Genomic DNA, 13873 nt, shown 5'->3' on the forward strand with positions numbered 1-13873 from the left:
ATCTGCGGTGACCGGGCGGGACGCCCCGTCACCCTGGGGGCCGGTCTCCCGGGCCTCCTGGCCGGTGAGGGCTCAGGCGCCCTGGGAGGCGGCCGGCTGCTCGACCGGAGCGTCGGCCTCGACGGCCGGCGCCTCGGCCGGGGCGTCCTCGGCCTCGGTCACGACGTCCTCGACGTCGGTCACGACGTCCTCGTCCTCGATGTCCGCAGCGGCGTCGGGGCCGCCGGTGCGGCCCTGACGCTCGGCCTTGCGGGCGTCCGCGAGGGCGCGGGCCTCGGCCATCGCCTCGGTCTTCTTCTTGTGCGGGCCAAGAACCATGATCATGTTACGGCCGTCCTGCTTGGGCGAGGACTCGACGAAGCCCAGGTCCTGGACGTCGTCGGCGAGCCGCTGGAGCAGACGGAAGCCCAGCTCGGGGCGGGACTGCTCACGACCGCGGAACATGATCGTGATCTTGACCTTGTCGCCCTGCTTGAGGAACCGGACGACGTGACCCTTCTTGGTGTCATAGTCGTGCGGGTCGATCTTCGGCCGGAGCTTCATCTCCTTGATGACCGTGTGCGCCTGGTTCTTGCGCGCCTCACGGGCCTTCATGGCCGACTCGTACTTGAACTTGCCGTAGTCCATGAGCTTGCACACCGGCGGCCGGGCGGTCGCCGCGACCTCGACCAGGTCGAGGTCGTACTCCTGCGCGAGCTCCAGCGCCTTGGCAAGCGGCACGATGCCGACCTGCTCGCCGCTGGGACCGACGAGTCGCACCTCGGGGACGCGAATCCGGTCGTTGATGCGGGGCTCGGTGCTGATGGGGCCTCCTCGGTTGCACCTTCTGCGATGCGGCCGTCGGACGGCGGTCGCACGTAGTGGACTCGACCACTGGGCGGGGCTTCATTCGTGCTGCGCTGTCCGGCTACGTACACCGCCACACGAAAAAAGCCCCGCTCGGTACAAGCGGGGCTCCACACAACCGGGGGCTGCGCCCGGTGAGGGGCGCTGCGGCGACTCGGCGCCAGGGGCGCCCGTCGCGGACCGGGACCCGTCGGCCGCGAGGCCGACAAGGTGGGAGACTTTCGCGGTTGCCCTCTCGGGCCTCCTCAGTGGAGCCTCCACTTGCTGGCCGAGTGCCCATACGGGATCCCGGCCGGTCAGTCTCGAAGCTTACAGCGTCACGCGGTCGAACGCTATTCCGCCCCGGCGCGGACCCCCTTGTACGCTCCACGTGTACCCACACGGCACAACGGAACGAGCCACCCTTGAGCAGCGAGCCCACCCAGAACCCCGGCGCGGACGACGACGCGATCGGCTTCGACGACCTCACCCGCGACATCGCCGAGGTCCCGGCCGTCGAGGTGATCACCACCGTCGCCGTGCACCTGATGAGCGCCGCCGCGGTCAAGTGCGGTCTCGCCGAGGGCGGCGACAAGGACAAGGACCTGGACGAGGCCCGCAAGCTGATCACCGCGCTCGCCGGGCTGGTCACCGCCGGCGCCCCGGAGATCAGCAACTTCCACGCCGCGCCGCTGCGGGACGGGCTGCGCTCGCTCCAGCTCGCGTTCCGCGAGGCGTCCGTCGTCCCGGACGCGCCGGGCGCGGGGCCGGGCGAGAAGTTCACCGGGCCGGTCTACTCCTGACGTCCGGACGGGGAAAGGAGCGGCACACGTGTGCCGCTCCTTTCTCACGTCTACCGCTTGTAGAGCGGCTCCCCCGGCAGCTCCGCACCGGCCGGCAGCACCGCGAGGTCCAGCCCCCGGTCCAGCCGCACCCGCAGCACCGGGTCGGCGGCCACGGCCTGTCCGACCCGCTGGGCGGCCGCCTGCAGCCCGGCCTGGTCCAGCGCCGGGTCGAAGACCACCGCGAGCACCCCGTCCGAGTCCTCCGAGGCCGCCAGCAGCCCGGTGACCACCTGCGGCTCGGCCGCCAGCAGCCCGCGGACCGCCTCGCGCACCTCCGGGTCCCGGACCGGCGGCAGGAACGCGCGGTTCTCCGCCAGCGCCCGCAGCCGGGCACCGCTCAGCAGGAACGGCACCGGCCCGGCCGGGTCGATCAGCAGGGTGTCGGCGCGCTCCGAGAAGGCCACCATCGCGGCCTGCGGGGCCGCGGTCGGCGCCGGGCGGGCGTCGGCGCGCCAGCGGGCGAGCGAGTCGAGCGAGGTGAACGCCGGCAGCGCGCGGCGCCCGTCCGGGGCCTCCAGCACCGGGACGGCCATGTCGCTGGTCTTCTCGTGCCGGTGCCCGTTCGCGTCCACCTCGACCTCGCCGAGGATCGCGACGATCGGGACCATCAGCCGGGTGGGGGTCAGCGCCGCCAGCACCTCCGGCTCGGCCGCGCGGTCCTGCGACCAGCGGGCGAGGGCCTCGGTGAGCGCCTGGTCGGCGGTGCCGTCGTCGTCGGAGAAGCCGGGATTCGGGATGCTCTTGCCGACGAACGCCGGGTTGGAGAAGTCTTTGCGGTCCACCCGCCCGACCCTATGCCACCGCGCGCGAGCGGCCCCATTTCCCTGCACACTCCCCGCGCACGGGGCCTACCCACCGGTAGCGCGGTGTGGCACCCTGCGGCCATGGTGATCCTCGACGCGCCCGCGACCGCACCCGCCCCGGTCTCCGACCGCCTCCGGTACGACCGCGCCACCGCCCACCTGGACGGGCCGGTGGCCGTCGTGGACCTCGCCGCGTTCGACGCGAACGCCGCCGACCTGGTCCGCCGGGCCGGCGGCAAGCCGATCCGGCTGGCCAGCAAGTCGATCCGCTGCCGGGCGCTGCTGGAACGGGCCCTGGCCGTGGACGGCTTCCTCGGGGTGATGAGCTTCACCCTGGACGAGTCGCTCTGGCTGGCCCGCACCGGCATCCGCGACATCCTGCTCGCCTACCCCTCCGCCGACCGGGCCGGCTACGCCGAACTGACCGCCGACCCGGAGGCCGCCCGCGAGATCACCGTCGTCCTGGACGACCCGGCCCAGCTGGACCTGATCGACGCGGCCCGCGGCGGCGACGCCGAGGTGCGGGTCTGCCTGGAGCTGGACACCTCGCTGCAGCTGCTCGGCGGCCGGGTCCGGGTCGGCGCCCGGCGCTCGCCGCTGCGCACCCCCGAGGACCTCGGCGCCTTCGCCGAACTCGTCCAGCGCCGCCGGGGCTTCCGGGTGGTCGGCCTGATGGCGTACGAGGGACACGTCGCCGGGGTGGGCGACCGGGTGCCCGGCCGGCCGGTGCGCTCGCAGCTGATCCGGCTGATGCAGGCCAGGTCCCGGACCGAACTGGCCGAGCGGCGCGCGGCGGCGGTCCGACGGCTGCGGCAGGTGGCCGACCTGGAGTTCGTCAACGGCGGCGGCACCGGCAGCGTGGAGTCCACCGTGGCCGAACGCGCCGTCACCGAGGTGGCGGCCGGCTCCGGGCTGTACCAGCCGCGGTTGTTCGACAACTACCGCTCCTTCCGGGGCCGCCCGGCCGCGCTGTTCGGCCAGCCGGTGGTGCGCCGCCCCGGCCTCGGCGTGGTGACCGTGCTCGGCGGCGGCTACCCGGCCTCCGGCGCGGCCGGCCCGGACCGCTCGCCGGTGCCGTACCTGCCGGCCGGGCTGCGCTACGACCCGATGGAGGGCGCCGGGGAGGTGCAGACCCCGCTGCTCGGCTCGGCCGCGGACGACCTGCTGATCGGCGACCGGGTCTGGTTCCGGCACGCCAAGGCGGGCGAGCTGTGCGAGCGCTTCGCCGAGCTGCACCTGGTCGAGGGCGACCGGGTCGTGCGGACGGTGCCGACGTACCGGGGCGAGGGGAAGACGTTCCTCTGACGCTTCGTCCGCCTTTGCCCTACCGTGGTGGCGACACTGCGAACGTGAAGGGGGCGGCATGGACGCCGAGCTCGTGCAGGAGATGGTGAGGTCCGGGGCGACCTCGGTGGCCGGACTGATGGCCACGGCCGCCTGGAACCAGGCCAGTTCGCGGATCGCCCGGCTGTTCGGGCGCGGCGAGCGGGACGAGGAGGCGAGCGCCGAGCTGGAGGTGATCCGCGCCGAGGTGCTGGAGGCCGACGGCGACGAGGAGGTCCTGGCCGACCAGGCCGCCGCCCTTCGCAACCGGCTGCGCGCGCTGTTCCGCACGAACCCGCAGGCGGCCGAGGAACTCTTCGACATCCTCCGGGAGTTCCTGCCCGGGCAGTTCGAGAAGGCGCCCGGCGGGACCTACATCATCAACACCATCAGCGGCAGCTCGACCGTCAACAGCGATCTCGTGATCCAGGCCGGCATCATCCACGACATGCGGCACTGACCTTTCCGGAGCCTTAACGGGGCCCGATGGAACGGCTAACCACGGCCGTCCGTCGGGCCTTTGTCCTGCTCCGGGGCCTACAGTCCGTCAACAAGCACAGTACGCGCGGCTATTGCCTTCTGGTCCAGACCAATCCTACGCTCTGGCCGGGAGCCGCGCGCCGGGCCGGCGGCTCCCGAACGGGCAGGCGTGCCCGTTCCCCCACGCACGCCCGGAACGACGGTCAAGGAGTCCCCACCCCATGTCCATCAAGCGAAGTGCCCTGTCCGTCGGCGTGATCGGCGCCGCGGTCGTCGCGGTGGCCGGTGCCACCGCCGGCACCGCCAGCGCCCACGGCACGATGACCAACCCCGTGAGCCGGGTCGCCGCCTGCTACGCCGAGGGCCCCGAGCACCCGGTGTCCCAGATCTGCAAGGACCTCGTCGCCGCGAGCGGCACCCAGCCGCTGTACGACTGGAACGAGGTCAACATCGCCAACGCCAACGGCAACCACCAGGCGCTGATCCCGGACGGCAAGCTCTGCTCGGCCAACCGCGACAAGTACGCGGCGCTGGACTGGCCGCGCACCGACTGGCCGGCCACCGCGGTGAAGTCCGGCGCCTTCACCTTCCAGTTCCGCACCACCGCGCCGCACGTCGGCACCCAGACCGTCTACATCACCAAGGCGGGCTACGACCCCACCAAGCCGCTGAAGTGGTCGGACCTCGACCCGACCCCGGTGGCCAAGGTGCAGGTCGACCGCAACGCCGTCAACGGCTCCTACAGCTACTCCGGCACCCTGCCGCAGCGCACCGGCCGCCAGGTGCTGTACACGGTGTGGCAGCGCAGCGACAGCCCGGAGGCCTTCTACGCCTGCTCCGACGTCGACTTCGGCGCCTCCGCCACCGCCGCGTCGGCGCTCACCGCCCAGGCCCCGGCCGCGCCCAGCGACGCCCAGATCGCGGCCGACGCCTCCAAGTCCACGGTCGCCCACCACGGCCACGGCGGGGACCCGGACTCCCCGGCCGGCCAGTTGATCCCGACCGCCTCGGCGGCCGTGGGCGGTACCTCGGCCACCGGTCCGCTGCTGCTCGCGGGTGCCGCCGCGATCAGCGTCGGCTGGGCCGGCATGGTGCTCCGGCGCCGTCGCGTCGAGGCTGTTCGACGCGACTCCTGACGCCGGGCGCGGGACCGGGCCGGCCACACCCCCGTCCGGCCCGGTTCCCGCGGCACCACCCCGCGTACGAGCGAACGGCGGCGGGGCCCCCCCCGGGGGGGCCCCCCGGGGGGGGCCCCCCCGGGGGGGCGGGGGGGGGGGGGGGGGGGGTGGGCCCCCCCCCCCCCGGGGGCGCGCGCCGGGCCCCCCCCCCCCCCCGCCCCCCGGGGGCCCCGCCCCCCCCCCCCGCCCCCCCGCGCGGGGGGGCCCCCCCCCGGGGGGGGCCCCCCGGGGGGGCCCCGCCGCCGTGTGAGGAGCGCGGTGCTCAGGTGGTGGTGCCCCCGGCGCCGCTGGCGCCCGCACCGGAGCCGCCGGAGCCGGGCAGCCCCGGGATGGTCGGCAGCTTGCCCTTGTAGTCGGTGATGCCCTTGACGATGGTGTCCATCACCGCGACGTCCGGCGACTTGTCGGCGATGTCGAAGCCGAAGTGCACCGAGACCAGCGACTTCCCGTCGGCGGACGGGAAGACCACGGTCTGCACGTAGCCGTTGTTGCCCTTGGGCGCGTCCACCTTCCAGCGGACCAGGTAGCCGTCCTGGCCGTTGACCTTCACGGCCTCGGACTTGAGCTCCTGGTGCCCGGTGACGTCGCCGTACGCGGCCTTGGCGGCCGCCGCGATGTCGGCCTTGGCCGCCGCCTGGGCGTCGGTGCCGCCGCCGTCGATCCGGCCGGTGTTGGCCCCGCCGAGGGAGCAGGTGTTCTTGCCGTCCACGCAGGTGTACGAGCCGACGCTGAGCATGGCGTAGCCGTCGGTGGTGGTGCCGGCCTCCCAGCCGTCCGGGACCGGCAGGGTGAGCTTGTTGACCACGTCGATCGCCTGGTCGGTGCTCGGGCGGGTCTTGCCGCCGCCGTTGCCGTTCCCGCCGCCGCCCTTCCCGCCGTTCCCGCCGTTGCCCCCGTTGCCGCCCTTGCTGTCCCCGCCCCCGCCGTTGCCGGGGTCGCCGAAGCCCGGGAGGCCGCCCCACGGGCCGTAGCCGCCGCCCTGCGGGGCCGGGCGGGCGCTGCGCGGGGCGCGGTCGCTGTGGCCGTCCACCGCGAGGTAGGTGACCCCCGCGCCGACGGCCAGGCCGAGCAGGGCGGCGACGGTGGTCGCCAGCACCAGCTTGGAGGGCTTGCGGCGGGCCTTGCGCGGCGGCCCGGCGGGCGAGCCGTAGGCGGCGCCGAAGGGCGGCGGCTCCGGGTAGCGGACGGTCGGGCCGCTCTCCAGCACCTCGCCCTCCAGCACCGTGGTCTGCCCGGCCGCTCCCGGCCCCGGGGCCGCGGCGGCCGTCGGCTCCGCCTCCGGAGCCTGCGGTGCCGGGGCGTCCGAGGGTGCGGGCCGGGTGTCGGCCGTCCAGCCCTTGCCGTCCCACCACCGCTGCGGCCTCGGGTCGCCGGTGGTGTTCTTGGGGTCCGGGTACCACCCGGCGGGAATCTGCTCGCTCACGGTAGAGAATCTAAAGGCAGCCGGATAAACGCGAAATCAGCGCGGCCCGGAATTCCCGCCGTTTTCGATGAGATTCCGGTGAGAACCCCGACTGCGGCCCTTGTGCGGCCCGACCGCCGAGCCCGCGGACGGCTACAGCGGTGTGACGTACGCCCCGGAGATGCCGCCGTCCACCAGGAACTCGCTCGCCGTGATGAACGAGGAGTCGTCGCTGGCCAGGAAGGCCACCGCGGCGGCGATCTCCTCGGCCCGGGCGAACCGGCCGAGCGGGATGTGCACCAGCCGGCGGGCGGCCCGCTCCGGGTCCTTCGCGAACAGCTCGCGCAGCAGCGGGGTGTCCACCGGCCCCGGCGAGAGCGCGTTGACCCGGATGCCCTCCCGGGCGAACTGCACGCCCAGCTCGCGGGACATCGCCAGCACCCCGCCCTTGGAGGCGGTGTAGGAGATCTGCGAGGTGGCCGCGCCCATCCGGGCCACGAAGCTGGCGGTGTTGATGATCGAGCCCCGCCCGTGCCGGCGCATGTACGGCAGCGCGGCCTTGCAGCACAGGTAGACCGAGGTCAGGTTGACCTCCTGGACCCTGCGCCAGGCGTCCAGGCCGGTGGTCAGGATCGAGTCGTCCTCGGGCGGCGAGATGCCCGCGTTGTTGAACGCGACGTCCACGCTGCCGCAGGTCTCGTACGCCTCGTCGAACAGCGCCTCGACCATGTACGGGTCGGTGACGTCGGTGTGCACGAACAGCCCGCCGACCTCCTTGGCGGCGGCCCGCCCGGTCTCCTCGTCGAGGTCGGCGCAGACCACCTTCGCGCCCTCCGAGGCGAGCCGGCGGGCGGCGGCCAGGCCGATCCCGCTGCCCGCGCCGGTGACCACGGCGGTGCGGCCGACCAGCCGTCGGCAGACGGGCTCGTCCGGCGCGGCGTGCTTCTCGCTCATCGGGCTGTCACTCCTCGCTGTGGATGAAGACGTTCTTGGTCTCGGTGAAGTGGCGTAGCGCGTCCGGCCCCAGCTCGCGGCCCACCCCGGACTCGCCGAAGCCGCCGAAGGGCGTCCAGTAGCGCACCGAGGAGTGCGAGTTGACCGACAGGTTGCCCGCCCGTACGCCCCGGGCCAGGCGCAGCGCGCGGCCGACGTCCCTGGTCCAGATCGAGCCGGACAGGCCGTAGCGGGTGGCGTTGGCCAGCCGCAGCGCGTCGGCCTCGTCGGTGAACGGCAGGACGGCGGCGACCGGGCCGAAGATCTCCTCGGTGACGGCCGGGACCTCCGGGTCCTCGGGGGCGACCACCGTCGGCGGGTACCAGTAGCCGGGCCCGTCCGGGACCTTGCCGCGGGCCAGCACCGGCAGGTCGGGGGTGAGGTAGGAGGACACCCGGCGGACCTGGGCGGCCGAGATCAGCGGGCCGAGCTGGGTCTGCGGGTCGGTCGGGTCGCCGGTGCGCAGGGTGTCGACGGCGGGCAGCAGCAGGGCGAGGAAGTCCTCGTACACCTCGCGCTGGACCAGGATCCGGCTGCGGGCGCAGCAGTCCTGGCCGCTGTTGTCGGCGAAGGAGAGCGGGTCGGCGGCGCGCGCCAGGTCGGCGTCGGCGAAGACGATGTTGGGGCTCTTGCCGCCGAGCTCCAGGGTGACCCGCTTGGCGCGGGCGGCGCAGCGGGCGGCGACCTCCTTGCCGACGAGGGTCGAGCCGGTGAAGACGATCTTGCGGACGGCCGGGTGGTCCACCAGGGCCCGTCCGGTGGTGGCGCCCGCGCCGGGGACGGTCTGGAACAGGCCCTCGGGCAGGCCCGCCGCGAGGGCGAGTTCGGCCAGCCGCAGAGCGGTCAACGGGGTGGCCTCGGCGGGCTTGAGCAGGACGGCGTTGCCGGCCGCCAGGGCGGGGGCGAAGCCCCAGGCGGCGATCGGCATCGGGAAGTTCCACGGCGCGATCACCCCGACCAGGCCGACCGGCTCGTGGAAGGTCACGTCCAGGCCGCCGGGGACCGGGATCTGCCGGCCGGTCAGCCGTTCCACTCCCCCGGCGGCGTACTCCAGCAGGTCCCGGACGTTGCCGGCCTCCCAGCGGGCGTTGGCCTGGAGGTGGCCGGCCTCCGCCACCTCCAGGGCGGCCAGCTCCGGGACGTGCACCTCGACCTGGTCGGCGAACCGGCGCAGCAGCCGGGCGCGTTCACCGGGGGCCAGCGCCGCCCAGCCGGCCTGGGCCTTCACCGCGCGCCGGACGGCCGCGTCCAACTGCTCGGGGGTGGTGTCGGGGACGGTGGCGAGCACCTCTCCGGTGGCGGGGTTGCGGACCGTGCTGCTCCCGGCGGTCGCGTTCGGCTCGGTCACGGCTCACATCCGTTCGAAGGATCGGTAGCGCTCCCAGTCGGTGACCGCCCCGTCGTAGGCGGACTGCTCGACCCGGGCCATGTTCAGGTAGTGCTCGACCACGTCGTCGCCGAAGGCTTCGCGGGCCAGTGCGCTGTCCGCCCAGAGCCCGGCGGCCTCGCGCAGCGAGCCGGGCACCCGCGCGTACTCCTCGACCGCGTAGGCGTTGCCGAGGCAGGGCGCGGGCAGGTCCAGCTTGCGCTGCAGCCCGTGCAGGCCGGCCGCGATCATCCCGGCCACCGCGAGGTACGGGTTGACGTCGCCGCCCGGTACCCGGTTCTCCATCCGCAGGCCGGGGCCGTGGCCGACCACCCGGTAGGCGCAGGTGCGGTTGTCCCGGCCCCAGGCGACGGCGGTCGGGGCGAAGGAGCCCGGGCGGTAGCGCTTGTAGGAGTTGATGTTCGGCGCGTACAGCAGGCTGAACTCGCGCAGCGCGACCAGCTGGCCGGCCAGGAAGTGCCGCATGGTGTCGGTCATCCGGCCGTCCCGGTCGGCGAAGGCGGGGGCGCCGACGGCGTCGCGCAGCGAGAGGTGGATGTGGCAGCTGTTGCCCTCGCGCTCGTCGTACTTGGCCATGAAGGTGAGCGCGCAGCCGAGTTGGGCGGCGATCTCCTTCGCGCCGGTCTTGTAGACGCTGTGCTGGTCGCAGGTGGTGAGGGCGTCGGCGTAGCGGAAGGCGATCTCGTGCTGGCCGAGGTTGCACTCGCCCTTGGCGGACTCCACCACCAGGCCGGCGCCGGCCATCTCGGTGCGGATCCGGGACAGCAGCGGCTCGACCCGGGCGGTGCCCAGCATCGAGTAGTCCACGTTGTAGAGGTTCGCCGGGGTCAGGCCGCGGTAGCCGCCCAGCCAGGCCTGCTCGTAGGTGTCGCGGAAGACCAGGAACTCCAGCTCGGTGCCGATGTCGGCGGCCAGTCCGTACTCGGCGAGCCGGGCGATCTGGCGGCGCAGCAGCTGGCGCGGGGCGGCGTCCACCGGGTGGCCGCCGTGCCGGGCGAGGTCGGCGGTGACCTGGGCGGTGCCGGGCTGCCAGGGGGTCAGCCGCAGGGTGCCGAGGTCGGGGCGCATCGCGAAGTCGCCGTAGCCGGTGGCCCAGGAGGAGAAGGCGTAGCCGTCCACGGTGTTCAGGTCGACGTCGACGGCCAGCAGGTAGTCGCAGGCCTCGGCGCCGTGCTCGGCCACCTCGTCGAGGAAGAACCGGGCGGCGAAGCGCTTGCCCTGGAGGCGCCCCTGCATGTCGGTGAAGGCGAGCGCGACGGTGTGCACCTCGCCGGTGTCCACCAGGGCGCGCAGCCGGTCCAGGGTCAGCGGCGGCCGGGGCGGCGAGCCCGCGGCGGCCCGTTCGGGCGTTTCGGACATACCGAACCCTCCTCCTCGATCACTCTTCGAGATCAAACGGTCACAGCGAACCGTACGGCCTGCGACTCGCGGGGCGGAAGAGGGCGGGTGGGTGTCGGGCGCCCGTGGCGCGCCGACGCGCGTGGCTGACGGTCGATCAGGTGCTCCGGGGGGAGAATGCGCGCCATGGATCGCAGGCCTTTGATCGGCGTCAGCACCTACCTGGTGGACGCGAGTTGGAGCGATTGGCGGGGCCGCCGGGTGGCCCTGCTGCCCGAGCGGTACACCGCGCAGGTCCGGGACTCCGGCGGGATCGCGGTCCTGCTGCCGCCGGACGTCCCGGAGCGCGCCCCGGAGGTGCTGGCCCGGCTGGACGGCCTGGTGATCGCGGGCGGGCCGGACATCGACCCGGCGTACTACGGGGAGCCGGCCCACCCGGCGACGGAGGTGGACTCGCCGGAGCGGGACGCCTGGGAGGTCGCGCTGCTGCGGTCGGCGCTGGCGGCGGGGATGCCGCTGCTGGCGGTCTGCCGGGGGATGCAGGTCCTGAACGTGGTGTGCGGCGGGACGCTGGTGCAGCACCTGCCGGACGTGGTGCCGGTGGACGTGCACGGCGGCTCGCCCGGGTGCTACGGCTCGCACCTGGTGCGGCCGGTGCCGGGGACGCTGCTGGGCGGGCTGCTGCCGGAGAGCGAGCTGGAGGTGCCGACCTTCCACCACCAGGCCGTCGACCGGGTGGGGGCGGGCCTGCGGGTGAGCGCCCACGCACCGGACGGGACGGTGGAGGCGGTGGAGGGGCCGGGGTTCGCGCTCGGGGTGCAGTGGCACCCGGAGCAGGGGGACGACCTGCGGCTGATGCGGGCCCTGGTCCGGGCGGCCACCGCGGCGGTCCTCGACGCGATGGCGCTGGGGTAGATCAACTGGGCGCGGGGGAACGGGAGTTCGGGAGGCCGGCCGGGTGCGGAGTGAGCCGGATCCGGCCGCCCGGACGGGAACGACAACGGTCACCAGTACAACCTTTGGATCTTTGTCGATTCTGCGGTTCACTTCGGTTGCGGGGCGGTCGTATCGCGCCCCCTTTCCCACCCGTGCGCCCAGAGAGGACTTCCATGGCCGGGCACGAGCACTCGCACGATGATCATGCGCATGACCAGAGGCACTCGCCCTCGCACTCGCACGGCTCCGGGGGGCACGCGCATGGTTCCGGCGGGCACTCCCACGGCTCCGGGGGGCACTCCCACGGCTCCGGGGGGCACTCCCACGGCTCCGGAGGGCACGGCGGGCACTCGCACGGCGTCGCCGCCGACGCGGACCGCCGCTGGCTGCTCAGTGCCCTCGCCCTGATCGTCGTCTTCATGGCCGGCGAGGTCGTGGTCGGCTTCGCCGCCCAGTCCCTGGCCCTGATCTCGGACGCGGCGCACATGCTCACCGACGCCGCCTCGATCGTGCTCGCGCTGATCGCCATGCGGCTCGCCGCCCGCCCGGCCCGGGGCGGCTACACCTACGGCCTCAAGCGCGCCGAGATCCTCTCCGCGCAGGCCAACGGGGTCACCCTGCTGGTGCTGTCGGCCTGGCTGGGCTACGAGGCGGTCACCCGGCTGCTCGAGCCGCCGCAGGTCACCGGCTCACTGGTGCTGATCACCGCGCTGATCGGGATCGTCGTCAACCTCGCGGCCACCTGGTGCATGTCCAAGGCCAACCGCAGCTCGCTGAACGTCGAAGGCGCCTTCCAGCACGTCCTGACCGACCTGTACGCCTTCATCGCCACCGCCGTCGCCGGCGCGATCGTGCTGACCACCGGCTTCGCCCGGGCCGACGCCATCGCCTCGCTGATCGTCGTCGCACTGATGCTCAAGGCCGGCATCGCGCTGGTCCGGGACTCCGGGCGGATCTTCCTGGAGGCCGCCCCGGCCGGGATCGACCCGGACGCCGTCGCCGACCGGATGGTCACCGAACCGCTGGTCGAGGAGATCCACGACCTGCACATCTGGGAGATCACCTCCGGCCAGCCCGCCCTGTCCGCGCACATCCTCGTCACCCCCGGCGGCGACTGCCACGCGGTGCGGCGCTCCCTGCAGCGCCGGCTCTCGGACGAGTACGGCATCACCCACTCCACCCTCCAGGTCGACCACGTCGGCGAGGACGAGGCCGGCGCGCTGCTGCAGATCGCCACCCCGCCCGACTCCACCGCCGCCCCCAACGGCGCCTCCGCCGCCTCCTCCGCTGCCGAGCACTGCGCCGACTCCCACGGCCCGGTCCACCGCGCCGGACCGCACGAGCACTGAGAACCGGCGGTCCGTCACCGCCGTACGGCATGATCTGAGACGTGACCGCACCGCGACTGATGCTGCTCGACTCCGCCAGCCTGTACTTCCGGGCCTACTACGGCGTACCGGACACCCTGCGCTCGCCGCAGGGTGAGCCGGTCAACGCCGTCCGCGGCCTGCTGGACTTCATCGCCCGGCTGGTCCACGACCACCGGCCCGACCAGCTGGTCGCCTGCATGGACGCCGACTGGCGCCCGCAGTGGCGGGTCGACCTCGTCCCCTCCTACAAGACCCACCGGGTCGCCGAGGCCGCCGAGGACGGCGAGGAGGAGGTGCCCGACACCCTGGCCCCGCAGGTCCCGGTGATCGAGCAGGTGCTGGACGCCCTCGGCATCGCCCGGGTCGGCTCCCCCGGCTACGAGGCGGACGACGTGATCGGCACCCTCACCGCCCGCGCCACCGGCCCGGTGCAGATCGTCACCGGCGACCGCGACCTCTTCCAACTGGTCGACGACGCCCGCGGGATCACCGTGCTCTACCCGGTCAAGGGCATGGGCAACCTCCAGGTCACCGACGACGCGCTGCTCCAGGAGAAGTACGGCGTACGCGGCGCCCAGTACGCCGACATGGCCGCCCTGCGCGGAGACCCGTCCGACGGCCTGCCCGGCGTCAAGGGCATCGGCGAGAAGACCGCCGCCCAACTGATCAACGAGTACGGCGACCTCCCGACCATCCGCGCCGCCGCCCTCGACCTCGGCTCCAAGCTCACCCCGGCCCGCCGCCGCAACATCGTCGAAGGCGCCGCCTACCTCGACGTCGCCCCCACCGTCGTCCGCGTCGCCCCCGACGCCCCCCTCCCGGACTTCGACCCCACCCTCCCCCGCGAACCCCTCTACCCCATGACCCTGGAGGAACTCTCCACCCGCTGGGGCCTCGGCACCTCCCTCGACCGCCTCCTGGAATCCCTCGCCACCCGCTGACCCCGATTCCACCCCGGGGCCCGCACGTTCGCCTCGAACGCGCGGGCCCCTG

13 protein-coding genes are annotated in these 13873 nt (G+C 73.9%); 7 read left to right on the plus strand and 6 right to left on the minus strand.

Features of this window, described 5'->3' with window-relative positions; genetic code table 11:
* Positions 1 to 72: 72 nt before the first annotated feature.
* A complete protein-coding gene (gene infC, locus ACFY4B_RS03090; RefSeq protein WP_074002347.1) occupies positions 73 to 804 on the minus strand; it encodes a translation initiation factor IF-3 in 732 nt (243 codons plus the stop codon).
* 446 nt (positions 805 to 1250) lie between these two features.
* On the opposite strand from infC, the gene ACFY4B_RS03095 reads away from it, so the two are divergent.
* Complete coding sequence (locus tag ACFY4B_RS03095) at positions 1251 to 1628, plus strand: DUF1844 domain-containing protein (RefSeq protein WP_049649872.1); 378 nt, start codon at positions 1251 to 1253, stop codon at positions 1626 to 1628.
* Between the two features lie 50 nt (positions 1629 to 1678).
* On the opposite strand, the gene ACFY4B_RS03100 is transcribed toward ACFY4B_RS03095, so the two are convergent.
* Positions 1679 to 2452, minus strand: coding sequence for an SseB family protein (locus ACFY4B_RS03100; RefSeq protein ID WP_074002346.1), 774 nt, complete (start codon positions 2450 to 2452; stop codon positions 1679 to 1681).
* 102 nt (positions 2453 to 2554) lie between these two features.
* Between ACFY4B_RS03100 and ACFY4B_RS03105 the strand changes: the two genes are divergently transcribed.
* The 3 genes from ACFY4B_RS03105 (at position 2555) to ACFY4B_RS03115 (ending at position 5412) form a co-directional block, all read left to right on the plus strand.
* Positions 2555 to 3778: an amino acid deaminase/aldolase gene (locus ACFY4B_RS03105; protein WP_387966309.1), complete on the plus strand. Its 1224-nt coding sequence runs from the start codon at positions 2555 to 2557 to the stop codon at positions 3776 to 3778.
* 58 nt (positions 3779 to 3836) lie between these two features.
* A complete protein-coding gene (locus ACFY4B_RS03110) occupies positions 3837 to 4256 on the plus strand; it encodes a hypothetical protein (RefSeq protein ID WP_049649875.1) in 420 nt (139 codons plus the stop codon).
* A 241-nt stretch (positions 4257 to 4497) separates the two neighbouring features.
* Positions 4498 to 5412: a lytic polysaccharide monooxygenase gene (locus ACFY4B_RS03115; RefSeq protein WP_387966310.1), complete on the plus strand. Its 915-nt coding sequence runs from the start codon at positions 4498 to 4500 to the stop codon at positions 5410 to 5412.
* A 304-nt stretch (positions 5413 to 5716) separates the two neighbouring features.
* Here the strand turns inward: ACFY4B_RS03115 and ACFY4B_RS03120 are convergent, their stop codons facing one another.
* The 4 genes from ACFY4B_RS03120 to ACFY4B_RS03135 all read right to left on the minus strand — a co-directional run bounded on the left by ACFY4B_RS03120 (position 5717) and on the right by ACFY4B_RS03135 (position 10595).
* The gene (locus ACFY4B_RS03120) at positions 5717 to 6877 is read right to left on the minus strand and encodes a DUF2510 domain-containing protein (RefSeq protein ID WP_387966311.1); all 1161 of its coding nucleotides are present in this window, start codon (positions 6875 to 6877) and stop codon (positions 5717 to 5719) included.
* A gap of 132 nt (positions 6878 to 7009) precedes the next feature.
* Positions 7010 to 7810, minus strand: coding sequence for a 3-oxoacyl-ACP reductase (locus ACFY4B_RS03125; RefSeq protein ID WP_049649878.1), 801 nt, complete (start codon positions 7808 to 7810; stop codon positions 7010 to 7012).
* A 7-nt stretch (positions 7811 to 7817) separates the two neighbouring features.
* Positions 7818 to 9197, minus strand: a complete 1380-nt coding sequence (locus ACFY4B_RS03130; RefSeq protein WP_387966312.1) for an aldehyde dehydrogenase family protein — start codon at positions 9195 to 9197, stop codon at positions 7818 to 7820.
* A 3-nt stretch (positions 9198 to 9200) separates the two neighbouring features.
* Positions 9201 to 10595 (minus strand): glutamine synthetase family protein, encoded by a 1395-nt coding sequence (locus tag ACFY4B_RS03135; protein WP_074002342.1) that lies wholly within the window; start codon positions 10593 to 10595, stop codon positions 9201 to 9203.
* A gap of 165 nt (positions 10596 to 10760) precedes the next feature.
* Here ACFY4B_RS03135 and ACFY4B_RS03140 point away from each other — a divergent pair, with 165 nt between their 5' ends.
* From ACFY4B_RS03140 to ACFY4B_RS03150, 3 genes are all read left to right on the plus strand, one after another.
* Entirely contained in the window at positions 10761 to 11489 is a 729-nt protein-coding gene (locus ACFY4B_RS03140; RefSeq protein WP_049649881.1) for a gamma-glutamyl-gamma-aminobutyrate hydrolase family protein, read from the plus strand.
* 194 nt (positions 11490 to 11683) lie between these two features.
* Complete coding sequence (locus ACFY4B_RS03145) at positions 11684 to 12859, plus strand: cation diffusion facilitator family transporter (protein WP_387966313.1); 1176 nt, start codon at positions 11684 to 11686, stop codon at positions 12857 to 12859.
* A gap of 59 nt (positions 12860 to 12918) precedes the next feature.
* Positions 12919 to 13821 (plus strand): 5'-3' exonuclease H3TH domain-containing protein, encoded by a 903-nt coding sequence (locus tag ACFY4B_RS03150; RefSeq protein WP_387966502.1) that lies wholly within the window; start codon positions 12919 to 12921, stop codon positions 13819 to 13821.
* Positions 13822 to 13873 lie beyond the last annotated feature (52 nt).

Source organism: Kitasatospora sp. NPDC001261, assembly GCF_042896795.1.
Taxonomy (GTDB): domain Bacteria; phylum Actinomycetota; class Actinomycetes; order Streptomycetales; family Streptomycetaceae; genus Kitasatospora.

What these genes read in the sequence shown, in the direction of transcription:
- ACFY4B_RS03140 (WP_049649881.1), top strand. Translation starts at nt 10,761, where the DNA reads ATGGATCGCAGGCCTTTGATCGGCGTCAGCACCTACCTGGTGGACGCG.
- ACFY4B_RS03125 (WP_049649878.1), bottom strand. Translation starts at nt 7,810, where the DNA reads ATGAGCGAGAAGCACGCCGCGCCGGACGAGCCCGTCTGCCGACGGCTG.
- ACFY4B_RS03150 (WP_387966502.1), top strand. Translation starts at nt 12,919, where the DNA reads ATGCTGCTCGACTCCGCCAGCCTGTACTTCCGGGCCTACTACGGCGTA.
- ACFY4B_RS03115 (WP_387966310.1), top strand. Translation starts at nt 4,498, where the DNA reads ATGTCCATCAAGCGAAGTGCCCTGTCCGTCGGCGTGATCGGCGCCGCG.
- ACFY4B_RS03105 (WP_387966309.1), top strand. Translation starts at nt 2,555, where the DNA reads ATGGTGATCCTCGACGCGCCCGCGACCGCACCCGCCCCGGTCTCCGAC.
- ACFY4B_RS03135 (WP_074002342.1), bottom strand. Translation starts at nt 10,595, where the DNA reads ATGTCCGAAACGCCCGAACGGGCCGCCGCGGGCTCGCCGCCCCGGCCG.
- ACFY4B_RS03145 (WP_387966313.1), top strand. Translation starts at nt 11,684, where the DNA reads ATGGCCGGGCACGAGCACTCGCACGATGATCATGCGCATGACCAGAGG.
- ACFY4B_RS03110 (WP_049649875.1), top strand. Translation starts at nt 3,837, where the DNA reads ATGGACGCCGAGCTCGTGCAGGAGATGGTGAGGTCCGGGGCGACCTCG.